This window comes from Paraburkholderia ginsengiterrae (genome assembly GCF_001645125.1).
In the GTDB taxonomy this organism is placed as follows: Bacteria; Pseudomonadota; Gammaproteobacteria; order Burkholderiales; family Burkholderiaceae; genus Paraburkholderia; species Paraburkholderia ginsengiterrae.
Genome location: NZ_LXKA01000382.1, coordinates 97,451 through 114,446 on the forward strand (window position 1 = coordinate 97,451; position 16,996 = coordinate 114,446).

General features: G+C 63.2%; 15 protein-coding genes. 11 read left to right on the forward strand and 4 right to left on the reverse strand.

Annotated features, from left to right (window positions below; translation table 11 throughout):
• The first annotated feature begins 47 nt into the window (after positions 1 to 47).
• Positions 48 to 509, forward strand: a complete 462-nt coding sequence (locus A6V37_RS36715) for a (2Fe-2S)-binding protein (RefSeq protein WP_064265128.1) — start codon at positions 48 to 50, stop codon at positions 507 to 509.
• 2 nt (positions 510 to 511) lie between these two features.
• On the forward strand, positions 512 to 2,722 hold the full coding sequence (locus A6V37_RS36720) for a xanthine dehydrogenase family protein molybdopterin-binding subunit (RefSeq protein WP_064286888.1): 2,211 nt from the start codon (positions 512 to 514) through the stop codon (positions 2,720 to 2,722).
• Between the two features lie 99 nt (positions 2,723 to 2,821).
• Here the strand turns inward: A6V37_RS36720 and A6V37_RS36725 are convergent, their stop codons facing one another.
• Positions 2,822 to 3,115 carry a hypothetical protein gene (locus tag A6V37_RS36725; protein WP_064265130.1) on the reverse strand — a complete coding sequence of 98 codons (294 nt, stop codon included), beginning with the start codon at positions 3,113 to 3,115 and terminating at the stop codon, positions 2,822 to 2,824.
• Between the two features lie 235 nt (positions 3,116 to 3,350).
• On the opposite strand from A6V37_RS36725, the gene A6V37_RS36730 reads away from it, so the two are divergent.
• The 7 genes from A6V37_RS36730 (at position 3,351) to A6V37_RS36760 (ending at position 12,395) form a co-directional block, all read left to right on the forward strand.
• Positions 3,351 to 3,653, forward strand: coding sequence for a VF_A0006 family four-cysteine protein (locus tag A6V37_RS36730; RefSeq protein WP_064265131.1), 303 nt, complete (start codon positions 3,351 to 3,353; stop codon positions 3,651 to 3,653).
• Between the two features lie 385 nt (positions 3,654 to 4,038).
• The gene (locus tag A6V37_RS36735; protein ID WP_064265132.1) at positions 4,039 to 5,553 is read left to right on the forward strand and encodes a sugar ABC transporter ATP-binding protein; all 1,515 of its coding nucleotides are present in this window, start codon (positions 4,039 to 4,041) and stop codon (positions 5,551 to 5,553) included.
• A gap of 16 nt (positions 5,554 to 5,569) precedes the next feature.
• Positions 5,570 to 6,595, forward strand: a complete 1,026-nt coding sequence (locus tag A6V37_RS36740) for an ABC transporter permease (RefSeq protein WP_064265133.1) — start codon at positions 5,570 to 5,572, stop codon at positions 6,593 to 6,595.
• Positions 6,596 to 6,683: 88 nt separating this feature from the next.
• The gene (locus A6V37_RS36745) at positions 6,684 to 7,625 is read left to right on the forward strand and encodes an ABC transporter substrate-binding protein (RefSeq protein WP_064265134.1); all 942 of its coding nucleotides are present in this window, start codon (positions 6,684 to 6,686) and stop codon (positions 7,623 to 7,625) included.
• A 159-nt stretch (positions 7,626 to 7,784) separates the two neighbouring features.
• Entirely contained in the window at positions 7,785 to 9,083 is a 1,299-nt protein-coding gene (locus A6V37_RS36750; RefSeq protein WP_064265135.1) for an L-fuconate dehydratase, read from the forward strand.
• A gap of 81 nt (positions 9,084 to 9,164) precedes the next feature.
• A complete protein-coding gene (locus A6V37_RS36755; RefSeq protein ID WP_064265136.1) occupies positions 9,165 to 10,898 on the forward strand; it encodes a SulP family inorganic anion transporter in 1,734 nt (577 codons plus the stop codon).
• A gap of 81 nt (positions 10,899 to 10,979) precedes the next feature.
• A complete protein-coding gene (locus tag A6V37_RS36760; protein WP_064265137.1) occupies positions 10,980 to 12,395 on the forward strand; it encodes a DUF2252 domain-containing protein in 1,416 nt (471 codons plus the stop codon).
• 65 nt (positions 12,396 to 12,460) lie between these two features.
• Here A6V37_RS36760 and A6V37_RS36765 read toward each other — a convergent pair whose 3' ends face one another.
• From A6V37_RS36765 to A6V37_RS36775, 3 genes are all read right to left on the reverse strand, one after another.
• A complete protein-coding gene (locus tag A6V37_RS36765) occupies positions 12,461 to 13,810 on the reverse strand; it encodes an FAD-dependent oxidoreductase (RefSeq protein ID WP_064265138.1) in 1,350 nt (449 codons plus the stop codon).
• Entirely contained in the window at positions 13,807 to 14,466 is a 660-nt protein-coding gene (locus tag A6V37_RS36770; protein ID WP_064286889.1) for a PadR family transcriptional regulator, read from the reverse strand. The genes A6V37_RS36765 and A6V37_RS36770 overlap by 4 nt, the downstream gene beginning before the upstream one ends.
• A 95-nt stretch (positions 14,467 to 14,561) precedes the next feature.
• A complete protein-coding gene (locus A6V37_RS36775; RefSeq protein ID WP_064265140.1) occupies positions 14,562 to 15,704 on the reverse strand; it encodes an MBL fold metallo-hydrolase in 1,143 nt (380 codons plus the stop codon).
• An 83-nt stretch (positions 15,705 to 15,787) separates the two neighbouring features.
• Here A6V37_RS36775 and A6V37_RS36780 point away from each other — a divergent pair, with 83 nt between their 5' ends.
• Positions 15,788 to 16,402 carry a TetR/AcrR family transcriptional regulator gene (locus A6V37_RS36780; protein ID WP_064265141.1) on the forward strand — a complete coding sequence of 205 codons (615 nt, stop codon included), beginning with the start codon at positions 15,788 to 15,790 and terminating at the stop codon, positions 16,400 to 16,402.
• A gap of 82 nt (positions 16,403 to 16,484) precedes the next feature.
• On the forward strand, positions 16,485 to 16,967 hold the full coding sequence (locus tag A6V37_RS36785) for a cupin domain-containing protein (protein WP_064265142.1): 483 nt from the start codon (positions 16,485 to 16,487) through the stop codon (positions 16,965 to 16,967).
• Positions 16,968 to 16,996: the final 29 nt, after the last annotated feature.

Genomic DNA, 16,996 nt, shown 5'->3' on the forward strand with positions numbered 1-16,996 from the left:
CGCCTACACCCGGATTCACGTCCGGGCTTTCCCTACGGAGAGGTTTCATGTCTACATCGTTTGTCCTGAACGGCAAGAACGTTACGGTCGATGCCGATCCCACCATGCCGCTTCTGTGGGCCATCCGCGAGAACGCGGGCCTGCACGGCACCAAGTTCGGCTGCGGCATGGCGCAATGCGGCGCCTGCACGGTTCATCTGGAAGGCGAAGCCACCCGCTCGTGTGTGCTGCCGCTCGCCGCGGTCGCCGGCAAGCAAATCACGACCATCGAAGGTATTGAAAGCCGGCCCGCGAAAGCCATTCAGGCCGCATGGGTCAAACTGCAGGTGCCGCAGTGCGGGTACTGTCAGTCCGGGCAGATCATGTCCGCGACAGCCTTGCTCGAACATAACGCCACGCCCACCGACGCCGACATCGACGCCGCGATGAACGGCAATATCTGCCGCTGTGCGACCTACACCCGCATTCGCGCGGCCATTCACGAAGCCGCTGCCACGCTGAAGGCCTGACCATGACGACCGATCTCGATCTCAAGGACGCGGTGCGCCCGTCACGCCGGACCTTCCTGAAAGCCGCCGGCGCCGCCGCGGCAGTGGGTCTCACCATCGGCTTCGAATGGGCGGGCATGGGCCGCCGCGCGCTCGCCGCCAATCTGCCCAACGCGACGTTCGCGCCGAATGCGTTCCTGCGCGTTGCGCCGGACAACACCGTCACGGTTATCGCGAAGCACGTCGAGATGGGCCAGGGCGCTTACACCGGCATCGCGACGATCGTCGCGGAAGAGCTGGATGCGAACTGGCAGGACGTACGTGTCGAAAGCGCGCCCGCCGATGCGAAGCGCTACGCGAATCTAGCGTTCGGCACGATCCAGGGCACGGGCGGCAGCTCGGCGATGGCCAACTCGTGGACGCAATTGCGCGAAGCCGGCGCTAAAGCGCGCGCGATGCTGGTCTCCGCCGCCGCTGCGCAGTGGAAAGTGCCCGCGTCCGACTTGACGACGCGCGACGGCAGCGTTCATCACGCGGCCACGAACCGGACCGCGGCGTACGGCTCGCTCGCGTCGGCCGCGTCACGCTTGCCGGTTCCCGACAAGGTCACGCTCAAGTCGCCGAAGGATTTTCGCTTGATCGGCCATCAGCTGCCGCGCGTCGACGTGCCGTCTAAAACCGATGGCACCGCGCAGTTCACGCTCGACGTGACGTTCACCGGCATGCTGGTCGCGCTGCTGCAGCGACCGCCGCTGTTCGGCGCGACGGTCAAGTCGTTCGATGCGTCGGCCGCGAAAGCCGTGCCGGGCGTCGTCTCGGTCGTGCAGGTGCCGGGCGGCGTCGCCGTGGTCGCTAAGGGCTTCTGGGCGGCGAAGCAGGGCCGCGATGGGCTGAAGGTCGAATGGGACGAGACGAATGCCGAAAAGCGCAGCTCGGACGCGATCATGGCCGAATACCGGCAGCTCGCCGAGCGGCCCGGCGCATCCGCCCGCAAGGAAGGCGATGCGACACAGGCGCTTGCGGGCGCGGCGAAGAAAATCTCGGCCACCTACACGTTCCCGTATCTCGCTCACGCCCCCATGGAGCCGCTCGACGCCGTCGTCAAACTCACCGCCGACAGCTGTGAGATCTGGGCCGGCGACCAGTTCCAGACCATCGACCAGGGCAACGCCGCGCACACGGCGGGGCTCGATCCGCAGCAGGTGAAGATTCACACGCTGTACGCGGGCGGCAGCTTCGGGCGGCGCGCGAACACGCGCTCGGACTATATCGTCGAGGCCGTGTCGATCGCGAAGGCGCTGGGTGCGAACGGCACGCCGGTCAAGCTGCAATGGACCCGCGAGGACGACATCCACGGCGGCCTCTACCGGCCGATGTACTTTCACAAGCTCGATGCGGGCCTCACCGCCGACGGCAAGCTGGTCGGCTGGCGGCATCGCATCGTTGGCCAGTCGATCCTCGCCGGCACGCCGTTCGCCAGCATGATGGTCAAAGACGGCATCGACGGGACGTCTGTCGAAGGGGCTGCTAACGTGGCCTACGCGATTCCGAACATCTCGGTCGAATTGACGACCACGCAGACCGGCGTGCCCGTGTTGTGGTGGCGGGTGGTCGGCAGCTCGCACACGGCGTTCGCGGTCGAGGCGTTCATGGACGAAGCCGCGCACGCTGCGGGCAAGGACCCGTTCGAGTTCCGCCGCGATCTGCTCGCGCACGAGCCGCGCATGCGGGCCGTGCTCGAACTCGCCGCGCAGAAAGCGGGCTGGGATCCGGCCAAGCCGCTTCCGAAAGGGCGCGGGCGTGGCATCGCGGTGGCCGAGGCGTTCCAGACGTTCGTGGCGCAGGTGGCGGAAGTCTCCGTCGACAAGGACGGCAATGTGAAGGTGGAGCGCGTTGTCTGTGCGGTGGATTGCGGCACGCCGATCAATCCCGACGTCATCGCCGCGCAGATGGAAGGCGGTATCGGCTTCGGTCTCGGCGCGGCGTTGCACAGCGCGATCACGCTGAAGGACGGCAAGGTCGAGCAGAACAACTTCGACAGCTACCAGGTGCTGCGGATTGCCGAGATGCCCAAGGTCGAAGTGCATATCGTGCCGTCGGGCGAAGCGCCGACGGGTGTCGGCGAACCGGGTGTCGCGCCGGTCGGGCCGGCGGTGGCGAACGCGATCTTCGCGGCCACCGGCAGGCGGATCCAGTCGTTGCCGTTCCCTGCCGCTTCAGACAAGACCGCCTGACGGGCAACCCGCAGAGGGCGCGCCTTTTCGCCTTGAGGCCGTGAATTGCGCTCCCGCGTGTTTGCCACGCGGGAGCGCCACATCGCTTAACGCGGGTTGTCAGTATTCGTGATGTTCGTGGTCGTGATCGCGGTCGCGCTGCGAGTAACGATCATGCGGATGGCGGTGCATCCATTCATCGCGCTCCCAATAACGGTGGCCGTCCCAGTAGCGCTCGCCGTGCCAGCCGAGCGCGATCGTCACGCCATGGGCGGGAGCCGGCCCTTCGTACCTCGGTTGCGGCGGTGGCGGCGCGACGTAGACTTGCGCGAACGCCGAGCCCGCCATGGCGAGTGCAGTGCCTGCCACGAGCGTCATCAGAATCGAACGCGTTGGTTTCATCATAGGTTTCATCGTGTACCTCCATCAGATACCCGAAATTGAGCATGGCTCGTACCTGATCGAAGGGGAGATGGCGCCATGAGCAAGTCCATCGGGAATCAACCAGTAGAACGGTTGAACGAGCGTTAGACGCGGTTCCGTACTACGAGAATTCGAGGAGCGATTTCAGGCGTTTATTACATCGAAAACCTCGAAATGCGACATAGTACGGCTAGCTCTCGTTAACCCTGTGTCTCGTTCGGAATCCATGCGCAACCTCGCCTATCTGCTTCTCCCGCTCACGCTTGCCTCGCCGCTCCCGGCCACGGCGTTCGGCATGGACAATCCAGACTACGATCAATGCATCCTGCAATCGCTGAGGAACAGCCAAAGCAACGTGGCGGCAGAAGCCATCCGGCGCTCGTGCGAAGCGCTATACAGAAACGGCGCGCTGCTCCTGCCTCGCGAAAGGTCGTATCACGTGTGTGTGCTGGAGAACGTGCAGAGCGTGAGAGACGGATATGCGGTTCAACAGATTCTGCGAGCGTGTCAGCGCCAGAATCAGATGTAAGTCGTTTCGGAGTGCTGTTCATCGAATCGCTCCAGCTCATCGAGCTGATCATGCGAACCGGCAGCTTTGCCGTCGCGGCCTGGGCGCCGCACCGGATGCCCTCGGACGTCAGGCAGACACTCTGCTCCACGCAATAACGCCAAGAAAGCAAATTGTAATATCGGAGTGGGCGGCAGCCTTAGTGCGCAGCACTCGGGAATGCATGGGCTTGAGCCACGGCCGCTCAGCGTCGTAAAATCGTGGCACATCGGTTTGGGGGCCCAGCAATGTGTCTGGTTTCTCGTTGCGATTTCAGTCAGGAAACCCGGCAATGCCCGGCGCTATTCCAACCTGCCTCGTTCCATGAGGCCCGTGGCTATTGCGGAATCATCTTTGAGCCCGCGCCATGACCCCGCTCATTGCCGTCAAAAAGCTCAGCAAGAGCTTTCCAGGCGTCAGGGCGCTTCACGAAGTCCAGTTCGAACTCATGGCCGGTGAAGTCCACGCGCTGATGGGCGAGAACGGCGCCGGCAAGTCGACCCTGATGAAAATACTCGCCGGCGTGTACACGCGGGATTCGGGTGAAATTCTCTACGACGGCCAGCCGGTCGATTTCCAAAGCCCGCGCGAGGCGCAGGCCGTGGGCGTCGGCATCATTCATCAGGAACTCCAGCTGATGAATCATTTGACCGTCGCCCAGAATATGTTCATCGGCCGCGAGCCGCGCGGGCGGCTCGGCCTGTTTCTCGACGAAGACAAGCTCAACGCGCAAGCGCGTGACATCCTTTCCCGCATGCACGTGAATATCGATCCGCGCGCCGTGGTCGGCTCGCTCACTGTCGCCAGGCAGCAGATGGTCGAAATCGCCAAGGCGCTGTCGTTCGATTCGCGCGTCCTGATCATGGACGAGCCCACCTCGGCGCTCAACGACGCCGAGATCGTCGAGCTATTCCGCATTATTCGGGAGCTGAAGGGCCGAGGTGTCGGTGTGATCTACATTTCCCACAAAATGGACGAACTCAAGCAGATCGCCGACCGCGTGACCGTGTTACGCGACGGGGAGTATGTGGCCACGGTCGGCGCCGGCGGGACGAGCGTCCAGACAATCATCGGTATGATGGTCGGGCGGACCTTGACCGACACCGGACCTTCGCCAGGCGTTGCGGACAAAGGCGGCGTCGCGCTCCAGGTCCACAATCTGAATGCAGGCCCGCTGGTCCGGAATGTGAGCTTCACGCTGCACAAAGGCGAAATATTGGGATTTGCCGGCTTGATGGGCGCCGGCCGCACCGAGGTTGCGCGTGCCGTGTTCGGCGCCGATCCGGTCGAGTCCGGTGAGATTGTGGTGAACGGCGTGAAGGCGACGATCAGGAGTCCGAGTGACGCCGTGGCGCGTGGTATCGGCTATCTTTCGGAAGACCGCAAGCGCTTTGGCCTTGCGACCGGCATGGACGTTGAATCGAACATCGTCATGTCCAACTTGCGGAAGTTCCTGTCGTTCAACTTTTTCTTGCGGCGAAACCAGATACGCCGGACCGCCGGCCATTTCATCAAGCTGCTTGCCATTCGCACGCCTTCCGCGACGCAGCAGGTGCGGCTTCTTTCAGGCGGCAACCAGCAGAAGATCGTGATTGCGAAATGGCTCGAGCGCGACTGCGACGTGCTGTTCTTCGACGAACCGACGCGCGGCATCGACGTCGGCGCGAAGAGCGAGATCTACAAACTCCTGCGCTTGCTCGCCGGGCAGGGCAAAGCGATTGTGGTGATCTCGTCGGAGCTGCCGGAAATCTTGCGTATGAGCGACCGCATCGTTGTGATGTGCGAAGGCCGTATCACCGGCGAACTCTCGGCGGCCGACGCGACGCAGGAGAGCATCATGCATCTGGCAACGCAGCGCGAAACCTTGAAAGTAGCGGCGTGAGCCTCAAGAGGACCCTATGACACTGCCATCGGATACGTCGGCGCTAGCTAATGACGGACGTTCATCGAGCCTCAGAGCCCGTGTGCTGGCTCCGACCGCTCTGCAGAAGCTGCTCGCTTTCACGAGTCTGATCCTGCTGCTGGTTTTCTTCAGCTTCGCTTCGCCCGCCTTCATGCAGATGGACAACATGCTGGGCATTTTGCAGGCGACGGCGGTCAACGGCGTGCTGGCGATTGCCTGTACGTTCATCATTATCACGGGAGGCATCGATCTGTCGGTCGGCACGCTGATGACCTTTACCGCAGTCATTTGCGGCGTGTTTCTTACCTTCTGGCATATGCCGATGTGGGTCGGCGTAGTCGCCGCCATTGGCACGGGCGCGCTCTGCGGGACCATTTCCGGAACCCTCACGGCGAAGATGAAGATCCCGCCGTTCATTGCCACCCTGGGCATGATGCTGCTGCTAAAAGGACTGTCGCTGGTCGTCTCGGCCGACAAGCCGATCTATTTCAACGACACCGAGAACTTCTACATGATCTCGCAGGATTCGTTGATCGGTTATTTTCTGCCGAGCGTGCCGGTGCCGAATGCCGTGCTGATTCTGTTCTTCCTCGCCATCGTGAGTTCGATCACGCTGAATCGCACGGCACTTGGCCGCTACACCTTCGCGCTCGGCAGCAATGAAGAGGCGGTGCGCCTTTCCGGCGTGAATGTCGACCGGTGGAAGATCGCGATTTACGGTCTGGGCGGAGCGATTTGCGGCATTGCGGGGCTGCTCATCGCCTCGCGCCTGAATTCGGCTCAGCCGGCGCTCGGCCAGGGTTATGAACTCGAGGCGATCGCCGCGGTGGTGATTGGCGGCACGTCGCTCAGCGGCGGTTCGGGCACGATTCTCGGCACGATCATCGGCGCTTTCATTATGAGCGTGCTGACCAACGGCCTGCGCATCATGTCCGTCGCGCAGGAATGGCAGATCGTGGTCACGGGTCTCATCATCATTCTCGCGGTCTACGCCGACATCCTGCGACGCAGGAAGAGCTGACACCGCGCTGGACGAAATCAAGACGGGGGAGCGAGTCAGGCTTCCTTAACAACAGAAGGAGATGGTCCACCCTAAGAGGAGCAATACCATGTTGAATAGAAGAATATTGAGTGTCGTCGTTGGCCTGGGTGCACTCGTTGTCGGGACGAATTTTGCGCTTGCGGAAGAAGCTTATATTCCGCTCGTGTCGAAAGGTTTTCAGCACCAGTTCTGGCAGGCGGTGAAGTCCGGCGCCGAACAGGCGGCGAAGGAGCATCACGTGCGGATCACCTTCGAAGGTCCGGAAACCGAGGCCATGGTCGATAAGCAGATCGACATGCTCTCGGCCGCGCTCGCGAAGAAACCGCAGGCGCTCGGCATCGCCGCGCTCGACAGCAAGGCGGCCATTCCGCTTCTGAAGCGGGCACAGGCCTCCAAAATACCGGTCATCGCGTTCGACTCCGGCGTGGACAGCGACATCCCGCTGACCACCTGCGCAACGGACAACCTTGCCGCGGCCGCGCTCGCCGCCGACAAGATGGCCGAGGCGATCGGCGATTCCGGTGAAGTGGGCGTGATCGTCCACGACCAGACCAGCCGCACGGGTATTGATCGCCGCGACGGTTTCCTGAACGAGATGAAGGCCAAGCATCCGAACATCAAGATTGTTTCTGTCCAGTACGGCGGCGGCGACCATCTGAAGTCGGCGGAGATCGCCAAGGCGATGATTCAGGCCAATCCCAACCTGAAGGGCATCTTCGGCGCCAATGAAGGCTCGGCGGAAGGCGCGGCGATCGGCGTCAAGGAATCGGGCAAGAAGCTCGTGCTGATCGGCTATGACTCCGGCAAGGAGCAAAAAGAGGACATCAACTCGGGCTTGATGGCCGGCGCCATTACACAGAACCCGGTCGGCATCGGCAAATGCGTCGTCGACTCCGCGGTGAAGGCGCTCAAGGGCGAGAAGCTGCCCAGGAAAGTCGACACGGGCTTCTACTGGTACGACAAGAGCAACATGAGCGATCCGAAGATCGCCGCCGTGCTCTACGATTGACCAGCGCCGCCGGGGCGCGAAGGCGGGGAAGGGCGCGGTCCTTCCTTTGCTCTTCGTGACCCCGCAACGCGGCAGAAATGCCGGCATTGCAACGCACCAACCCGTTTCGCCCTGCCTCACCGGCAGAGGCCGATCGCCGTTGCCTGGGAGCGTGTTCAGATGACCAAGATCGTCAAGCTGTCTGTCCGGGATATCCGATTCCCGACCTCGCGTTCACTCGACGGCTCCGACGCGATGAACGCCGCGCCGGACTACTCCGCCACCTATGTGACGCTCGAAACGGATTCGCCGCAGGCGCTCACGGGCCATGGTCTCACTTTCACGATCGGGCGCGGCAACGAGATTTGCGTCACTGCGGCACAAGCGCTCGCACCCCTGGTGGTCGGCAAAACGCTCGAGGATATTGCTGCGAACATGGGGGCGTTCTGGCGCGCGCTGACCTCGGATAGCCAGTTGCGCTGGATCGGCCCGGACAAGGGCGCCATTCACCTGGCAACGGCAGCGGTGGTGAATGCCGTGTGGGACCTCTGGGCCAAATCGGCAGGCAAGCCGGTGTGGAAACTGCTCGTCGACATGAGCCCGGAAGAACTCGTGCGTTGTCTTGACTTCCGCTATGTGACCGATGCGATCACACCGCAAGAGGCCATTGCGATGCTGCACCGGCATGCGAAGACACGCGGCGAGCGGGAGAAAGAAATGCTTGCACACGGCTATCCGGCTTACACGACGTCGGCCGGCTGGCTTGGCTATGACGACAACAAGATCCGCCGGCTCGCCCGTGAGGGCGTCGCCCAGGGCTGGACGCACTTCAAGCAGAAGGTGGGCGGCAATCTCGAAGAAGATATGCGCCGCGCCCGCATCCTGCGTGAAGAAATTGGCCAGGACCGCAAGCTGATGATGGACGCGAACCAGGTGTGGGATGTCGATGAAGCGGTGGCGAACATGCGCAGGCTGGCGGAGTTCGACCCTTGGTGGATCGAGGAGCCCACGAGCCCCGATGACATTCTCGGCCACGCGGCCATCCGGCAGCGGCTTCGACCCATTGGCGTCGCGACAGGCGAGCACTGCCAGAACCGCGTGATGTTCAAGCAGTTGCTGCAGGCGCAGGCCATCGACTTCTGTCAGATCGACAGCTGCCGCCTGGGTGGACTCAACGAAGTGATCGTCGTCCTGCTGATGGCGGCGAAATTCGGCGTGCCCGTGTGTCCGCACGCGGGTGGCGTGGGCTTGTGCGAATACGTGCAGCACATTTCGCTGTTCGACTATATCTGCGTGTCGGCTTCGCTGGAGAAACGGGTGCTCGAATACGTGGACCATCTCCATGAGCACTTCGTCGATCCCGTCGTGATCCGCAGCGGACATTACATGCCGCCGCAGCGCCCGGGCTACAGCATCGAAATGCATGCTGCGTCCCTTGATCAGTACAGTTTTCCCGACGGCCCGACCTGGCGGACCTGAAGCCGTGCGCGCGGCGATCAGACTTTCTATCCAAGCCAATAATCATGTCGGCCTACTTACAAGTCGGACGGAGGCAGTACCATGAAACCAGCAGTATCGACGGAGTCTCATCCGCATCGCATCCCGTTCTTGCAGGGACTTCTGCCCTTCAATTCCGCGCAGCTGCCGCATGACATTATTGCCGGGATCACGCTCGCGGCCCTGGGCATCCCGGAGGTGATGGGATACACGAAGATTTCCGGCACACCTACCGTCACCGGCCTTTATACGATCTTGCTGCCGCTCATCGCGTTTGTCGTTTTTGGCGCGTCGCGTCAGCTGGTGGTCGCGGCGGACTCCGCGACCGCGGCTATTCTCGCGGGTACGCTCACGGCCGTCGCCGCGTTAGGCAGCAAAGAATATATCGGTCTCACGAGCACGGTGGCGCTGACGGTTGCCGTGATGCTCGTGTTCGCACGCATCTTCAGGCTGGGCTTTCTGGCGGACTTTCTTTCTCGCAGCGCCCTGATCGGCTTCCTGACCGGCGTGGGCGTGCAGGTCGCGGCAGGCGAACTTGCCGGCCTGTTCGGGCTCGCGAAGCAGGGGCATGGCCCGGTCATGCAACTGGTGTCCGTGGTTCAACGCGTGGCCGAGGCGAGCTACTCCACCACGGTGCTTTCGCTTGCCGTTCTCGCGGTGATCATCGGGTGCAAGCGGCTGACGCCGCGCGCGCCGGGCGCGTTGATCGCCGTGATCGGTTCCATCGTGGCGAGCGGCGTGTTCAATTTCGCCGGGCATGGCATTGCCGTAACGGGCGAAGTGCCTGGCGGGCTGCCGTCGCTGTTCCTGCCGCCGCTGCACGTGAGCGAGATCAACCAGGTGCTGGCCACGGCGGCGTCGTGCTTTATCGTCATCATTGCGCAGAGTGCCGCGACGGCGCGCGCGTACGCCAATCGCTACAACGAAAAGGGCGACGACAATGCCGACATCATCGGTCTCGCCGCCGCGAACGCAGCGGCTGCGTTCACCGGCACCTTCGTGGTGAACGGCAGTCCGACCAAGACCGAGATGGTCGACGATGCGGGAGGCCGAACCCAGGCAGCCCATCTGACGACGGCCGTGATCGTGCTGCTGGTGCTGCTCTTTCTCACGAGGCCGCTCAGTCTTCTGCCTGCCGCCGTGCTGTCGGCGATTGTCTTCATGATCGGCGTGAAGCTGATCGACGTGAAGGGCATGATTGAACTTTATCGCCTGCAGAAAGACGAATTCGTGGTCGCGTTGCTCACTGCGTGCGTGGTCGTGTTTGTCGACGTGATGCACGGCATTCTCGCGGCTGTCGTGCTGTCGCTGATCGCGCATGCGCGGCATAGTTACCATCTGCGCACGCGCGTGTTGACCCGCAGCCCGATCGGCCGCTGGATCGACCATCCGGTCGCGCCGAATGTGCTTGCGGCGCCCGGCATCGTCGTCTACCGGTTCGAAGCGGATCTGTTCTATGCGAACACCGGCCGCTTCACGGAGGAGGTGCTTAGGCTTGTCAACGAGGCCAATCCGCCGTTGCGTTGGGTGGTGATCGACGCGTCCGAGATCAACAACATCGACTACACTGCCGGCAAGACGCTGGTCCAGTTGGGCATCGAGCTCGACCAGCGCGGCGTGGGCATCGCCTCGGTCGCGCCCCCGACAGGTGTAAGGCATGAGCTTGAACGGTATAGGGCACTGCGCTCGGGCGGCACGCATCGCGAGATCTTCGCGACGGTGGATGCCGCGGTCGACGGGCTACGCGATATTCCGCCACCTGGGGCCGCACCTTCGCCGGTTGTCAAACCGGAATGAAGCAAGACCCATACTGGCATCATTTGAAACTGGAGGCCGCACGTGCCTGACTCCGTTGGCGCGAAGCGCAACGAACCTGCTATGCAACAAAACGATCCGACTACATCAGCGGCACAAGAAGACCCATCCACGCTGTTTGCGGGGCGTGGCTCGGTGGCGGCTCGCATCGAGCTGGGCAAGGCGGCACGCAAGAAGGTGCCGCGTGCGGAGCTGGGGGTCTGCAAGATCGAGGACCGCGACCCCATGGCGCTGCTCGACGCGTCGAACGTGGGGCGGGTGGCGGAGCTGATCCCCATTCGCTACGGGCGCATGGTCGCGAACCCTTTCGCGTTCTATCGCGGTTCCGCGCCGCTCATGGCCTACGACCTGTCGAAGCTGCCGCGTTCCGACGTGATCGTGCAACTGGGCGGCGACGCGCATCTGGCTAATTTCGGCTTGTTCGCGAGTCCCGAGCGGCGCGTTCTCTTCGGCCCCAACGACTTCGACGAAACGCTGCCCGGTCCGTTCGACTGGGATCTGCGCAGGCTGGCGACATCGTTCGTGATTGCCGCGCGCGAACGCGGATTCTCAGCGCGTGACCAGCGCGCCGTGGTGCGCCGGCTATGCGAGACGTTCCGGCAACAGATCGCCGCGTTCAGCCGCATGGACACGCTCGACATCTGGTACTACCAGTTCGGTGCGTCGAGCATGCTGGAGATTGCCGATTCGGCGGAGGAAAGAAGAAAAGAACAGGCGGTTATCGAGAAGGCGAGGTTGCAGTCGTCGCGCTCCGTGTTGACGCATTCAACCGTACTCGTCAATGGCAAGCTGCGCATCAAGGACGTGCCGCCGCTCGTGTATCACGTCCCACTGGAGACCGCGCACGATCAGAAGTACTACAACGAAATGGTTCGGCGTTTCTTCGCCGACTACCGGTTGACCCTTCCGGATGACAGGCGCGCATTATTCGATCGCTACGAACTGGTGGATGTCGCCATTCGTGTGGTCGGTATTGGCTCGGTGGGAACGCGCTGCTACGAGGCGCTGTTCATGGCCGACGGCGAGTGTCCGCTGTTCCTTCAACTCAAGGAGGCACGGGCTTCCGTGCTGGAGGGCTACGTGGCGCCGAGCCGCTATCCGAATCACGGCCAGCGGGTGGTGAACGGCCAGCGTCTGCTGCAATCGGCGAGCGACATTTTTCTCGGGTGGTCGAAGATGCGCCACACGGGCAATGACTTCTACGTGCGGCAATTGCGCGACATGAAAGGCGCGTTCGACTTCACCACCTTCGACGTTGAAGATCTCGGCGAGTACGCGGTCTCGTGCGCGCACGCGCTCGCCCATGCGATGTCAAAAGCGGGAGACCCCGCGTTGCTCTCCGGCTATCTGGGCAAGTCGGCGGCATTTGACGAGGCTATCGAGCGATTCGCGCTCGCGTATGCGGAACAGAACGAGGCTGACTGGACGGTGTTGAAAGCAGCAGTCAAGGCGGGGCGCGTTCAGGTCATTCATGACTGAGGTTGCCTGCGCCCTTCGTTTTGCGTGCCCGCAGTGACTGCTTCTGCGGGCATCGACAGCCGGAATCAGCGACCTTGCGCCGCCGGTTCGGCGCCGCGGAACTCGTTTTCCGCGGCGATCATTCGGCGCTTGAGCAACGGCACATTGTTCACCACGCGCAACCCCGTGCGCATTGCACCGAGCGCCATACGCCCCACCACCGGCCGATGCAGCGCGTCGCGCTCGTCGAACTGCTTGCGCGATTCCGCCACGGCGTGAAAGCCGTAGCGGCGCATCTCCGCCTCGTACCCCGCGACAGCGTCGCGGCCCGACAGTTTTCCGGACTGCGCATCACCTAGCCGTGCGGCCAGCAACGCGGCGTCGCGCAGCGCGGTGTTGGCGCCGACGCCTCGGCCGGGCGTCATCAGATGGACGGCGTCGCCGAGAACGGTCACGTTAGTGGTGTCCCATGCGTCGACAGGGACGGACGTGCGGATGTCGAGGCTGAAGGCCGTGGCTGGATCGGACGCGCGAATCAGCGCACGCAGATTGGGATGCCAGCCGTCCGTGATTTCCGTCGCGAGCGCCAGCAATGCGGGCTGCCCGAGTGACTTCGGATTGGCCGGCAGATTGCGCAGCGCGCCCCAGACGGCCCACATCAGATAGTCACGGGTATTGTCGAGCAGCAGGCCCGGCCAGCGCGCAAGCAACTCGGCGTCGCTGCTGCCGATGCCCTCTTTCGGACCGTTAGCACTCCAAGGAAACTCCATCACATGCACGATCGCGCCAAAACCCTTCGGGGCGTTGATGAGCGTAATGCCGTCGAGTACCTTGGGCGGCAGCAGCGCGCGTGAAGCTTCGCTCATCGGCACCTTGGCCGCGATGCTGACGATGCCGGTGGTTTCAACGCGCGCATCCGGCAGCAATTGCCGGCGTACCTTCGAACGTGCGCCGTCCGCCCCGATCAGCAGATCGCCGGTGGCGTGCGTGCCGTCGGCGAAGTGCGCGGTCACACTGCCGTCAGCGTGCTGTTCGTAAGCGGTGAACGTCTTGTCGAAGTGAACCTGTTCTTCAAGACCGGTAAGCAGGACCTGCCGCAACGTCATCCGGCTCACGGATTTGCCGCCGCTCATCTCTTCGTCGTCGAGCGGCACGCACAGCAACTCCGTCATCTGTTCCGTGAGGATGTTGAAGTGGCCCGGCGTGCGCGCGCAGGTGGCGACGAAGGTGGCGAACAGATCGGGAGGCAGACAGGCCTTCAGCGAAGCGACGCCGTGCGCGTTGATGCCGACGCGATAGCCCTGCAAGCCGTCGGCGCGGGTGCGATCGCGTTCGTAGACGGCGACGTTGATGCCGTGGCGCTTGAGTCCGTGCGCGAGGCACAGGCCACCGGTGCCCGCACCGATGATGATGACGTTCATGGGTTCCCGGCTCATGCTTTCGGTTCCTTGGTGGCAGTGGGCTTGGCCAGCCTGTACGAGGTGGCGTCGGCGGGGAGCGAAAAACGCTGGGCGATGTCGGCGAGCCACGCTTCGCTCCATGTCAGCGTGCCGGCCTGCAGGTCGGCGACGACGCTGCGCACCCATTCGAGTTGCACGACCAGTTGCGCGCGCACCAGTTCGCCTTCCAGCAGGAACAGACGCGGCAACTGGATCGCGTTCGCCTCCGCGGTCATCGCGTCCTGGCGAGCAAGTTCACGTTCGAGGGCGCCGGCGCGCGTTTCGAGTTGCCGGCGCACATCGTCCGGCGTCAGCAGCGGGAGGAAGGACAGCGCTGCCGGAAACGCCGGGAATTCCCGGCCGGGCTGGGCAAGCTGTTCGCGCAGCCACAGGCGGCCGGTGTCGCGACCGGCCTCCGTGATTTCGTAGATCGTGCGCTCGGGGAAGGCGCCGTCGCGTTCGGTTTCGCGAACGGCGATCAGATCGCCGCGCAACAGACGGTCGATCGTTTGATAGAGGCTGTTGCGCTGCCCGACGTTGATGACCTCGTCCTTGCCCCGCGCCTTGATGAGCTGCTGCATCCGGTACGGATGCAGCGGGCCTTCGGTGAGCATGGCAAGGACGGCGAGGGCGAGCGGAGAATGGCGGACCATGAATTCAGACTAGTCTTAATGTTGCTAGTCATAATATAACTACTTGTGGCCCGCTTGCAAGGGGCGATGAGCGCTCACCTCAAGCCATCGGGCGGCTAGCCGTCTTGACGGCCCGCACGGGCACCGCTTTGCAACGGGAGAATCCGCGTGGTGGTGTCTTCGGTGGCCATGTCGCCAATGTCGGCAACCTGGCGCCACCACCGCTCGCCGCGATGCGGCGAGGCGAGATCGAGCCGCTCGCCCATGCGCGGCGTCGAGACGGCCACGCCATGCACGGCGGCCAGCCCGATCACGCGCTCGAAGGGTTCCTGCCAGCGATGCATGGCCAGGTCGAACGTGCCGTTGTGGATTGGCACCAGGCAGCGGCCGCGCAGATCGACATGCGCCTGCACGGTGTCTTCCGGCTGCATGTGGACGTACGGCCATTGGGCGTCGTAGGCGCCGGTTTCGATGAGCGTGAGGTCGAACGGGCCGAGGCGCGCGCCGATCTCCTTGAAGCCGTCGAAATAACCGGTGTCGCCGCTGAAAAACACGCGCAGATCGCCGTCGACGATGACCCACGATGCCCACAAGGTGCTATTGCCGTCGAACAGGCTGCGTCCGGAGAAATGCTGGGCGGGCGTTGCCGTGAACTCCAGGCCGTCGATCTCCACGCCTTGCCACCAGTCGAACTGGCGCACCTTTTTCGCGTCGATGCCCCACTCGATCAGCCGGTCGCCGACTCCCAGCGGCGTGAGAAACACGCCCGTTTTCCCGGCGAGGGCGAGCACCGTGTCATGGTCCAGGTGGTCGTAGTGGTCGTGGGACAAAATGACGCCGCGCAGCGGCGGCAGATCCTCCAGCGCGATGGGCGGCGCATGGAAGCGCTTCGGACCGAAGCGCCGGAATGGCGACGCGCGCTCGGCGAAGACCGGATCGGTCAGCCAGTATTCGCCGCGCAGCTTGAGCAGCATGGTCGAATGCCCGAGCCGGTACAGGCTGCGGTCAGGTGCCGCATCGAGCTGTTCGCGGGTCAATGCGTCGACGGGGAGCGCGCCCGCCGGGACCGTGCCGGCCGGTTTCCGGAACAGCACGTTCCACGCAATGCTCAAGGTCTTGCCGAACCCTTCCACCGGGCGCGGCTTGACGTTGCGAAAGCGCTCGCCGTCATGCTGCGCGGACGAGTGGGACATCTCGCGTGAGCGTCGTGCTGTCGTGAGGCCCAAAACCCGGCTGAAAGAATCGATGAACGAAGTCATAAAAGACGTCCCGATGCGGAAAGTAGACTGGTCAGTGTAGTTTAATCTGGAAAAAAGTAAACTGCCCGGTGTAAAATTTAACGATGGATCCGACCGCCACCCCCCAACGCCTGACCGACCGCAAGCGCCTCGCCATCCTTGGCGCGGCCATCGAAGAATTTCTCGCAGCCGGCTTCGACGCGACCAGCATGGACCGTATCGCGGCCCGGGCGAGCGTGTCGAAGCGCACGGTCTACAACCATTTCCCCAGCAAGGAAGCGCTCTTCGCGGCGATCCTGCGTCAGTTGTGGGAAGCCAGTCATGCGGGCGAGGCGCCCGCATACAGTGCCGGCGAGCCGCTGCGCGCGCAGTTGCTCGAACTGTTGTTGCGCAAGCTGAGCCTGCTGAATGACGAAGCATTTCTGTCGCTCGCGCGGGTCGCGATCGCGGCGGGCATTCATTCGCCGGAGCGTGCGCGGGACATGGTGGCGCGCATGGGCGAGCGCGAGGAGGATCTGACTGTGTGGATACGCGCGGCCGCGGCCGATGGACGTCTCCGAACGCCTGATCCGGTGTTCGCATCGCTGCAATTGCAGAGCCTCGTGAAGGCGTTTGCTTTCTGGCCGCAGGTGACGATGGGGCAACCGCCTCTCAGCGGAAACGAACAGAAGAACGTCGCGGAGTCCGCGGTCGATATGTTTCTTGCGCGCTACGCGTGAGCGGCGCTTCGCTCGCGAAGATTGCGCTTTGTCTCCACGGCAAGCCGCTATCATCGTTGCTCGTCCCAAAGGAGAGCACGCGATGAGCCGACCGGATTTCATCAAACACTGGACCGAACTGGAAGAAGCGGACGCGCACGTCTATCGCGGCGATACCGAACCGATGGGGCTCGATTCGCCACTTTCTGCCGCGCTGGGCATTACGCGCATCGGCATTCATCATGTGCGGCTTTTGCCGGGTCGGAGGACGTCCTATCCGCACGCGGAAAGCACCGAACAGGAGTTCGTCTACGTGCTGCATGGCACGCCCGATGCGTGGATCGACGGCGCGCTGCACCGTCTAGCTGAAGGCGATTCGGTAGCATTTCCGGCAGGCACCGGAATCTGCCACACGTTTATCAACAACACCAAAAGCGATGTCAGGCTGATGGTGATTGGCGAGCGTCCGCGCGAGGACAATCGCATCCGCTATCCGCTCAACGAAGCGCACGAACGCACGCGCAAGGACCGCTGGGAAGATTGGCCGGCCAGGCCGCTGGGCGGTCATAACGGGATGCCGGACTGAGCTTGCCCGGCACCGTGCTGAATGCGTCG

Bases quoted from the DNA above. Each gene is read 5' to 3' on its own strand.
- A6V37_RS36715 (WP_064265128.1), top strand. From the start codon at position 48: ATGTCTACATCGTTTGTCCTGAACGGCAAGAACGTTACGGTCGATGCC.
- A6V37_RS36720 (WP_064286888.1), top strand. From the start codon at position 512: ATGACGACCGATCTCGATCTCAAGGACGCGGTGCGCCCGTCACGCCGG.
- A6V37_RS36725 (WP_064265130.1), bottom strand. From the start codon at position 3,115: ATGAAACCTATGATGAAACCAACGCGTTCGATTCTGATGACGCTCGTG.
- A6V37_RS36730 (WP_064265131.1), top strand. From the start codon at position 3,351: ATGCGCAACCTCGCCTATCTGCTTCTCCCGCTCACGCTTGCCTCGCCG.
- A6V37_RS36735 (WP_064265132.1), top strand. From the start codon at position 4,039: ATGACCCCGCTCATTGCCGTCAAAAAGCTCAGCAAGAGCTTTCCAGGC.
- A6V37_RS36740 (WP_064265133.1), top strand. From the start codon at position 5,570: ATGACACTGCCATCGGATACGTCGGCGCTAGCTAATGACGGACGTTCA.
- A6V37_RS36745 (WP_064265134.1), top strand. From the start codon at position 6,684: ATGTTGAATAGAAGAATATTGAGTGTCGTCGTTGGCCTGGGTGCACTC.
- A6V37_RS36750 (WP_064265135.1), top strand. From the start codon at position 7,785: ATGACCAAGATCGTCAAGCTGTCTGTCCGGGATATCCGATTCCCGACC.
- A6V37_RS36755 (WP_064265136.1), top strand. From the start codon at position 9,165: ATGAAACCAGCAGTATCGACGGAGTCTCATCCGCATCGCATCCCGTTC.
- A6V37_RS36760 (WP_064265137.1), top strand. From the start codon at position 10,980: ATGCAACAAAACGATCCGACTACATCAGCGGCACAAGAAGACCCATCC.
- A6V37_RS36765 (WP_064265138.1), bottom strand. From the start codon at position 13,810: ATGAGCCGGGAACCCATGAACGTCATCATCATCGGTGCGGGCACCGGT.
- A6V37_RS36770 (WP_064286889.1), bottom strand. From the start codon at position 14,466: ATGGTCCGCCATTCTCCGCTCGCCCTCGCCGTCCTTGCCATGCTCACC.
- A6V37_RS36775 (WP_064265140.1), bottom strand. From the start codon at position 15,704: ATGACTTCGTTCATCGATTCTTTCAGCCGGGTTTTGGGCCTCACGACA.
- A6V37_RS36780 (WP_064265141.1), top strand. From the start codon at position 15,788: ATGGATCCGACCGCCACCCCCCAACGCCTGACCGACCGCAAGCGCCTC.
- A6V37_RS36785 (WP_064265142.1), top strand. From the start codon at position 16,485: ATGAGCCGACCGGATTTCATCAAACACTGGACCGAACTGGAAGAAGCG.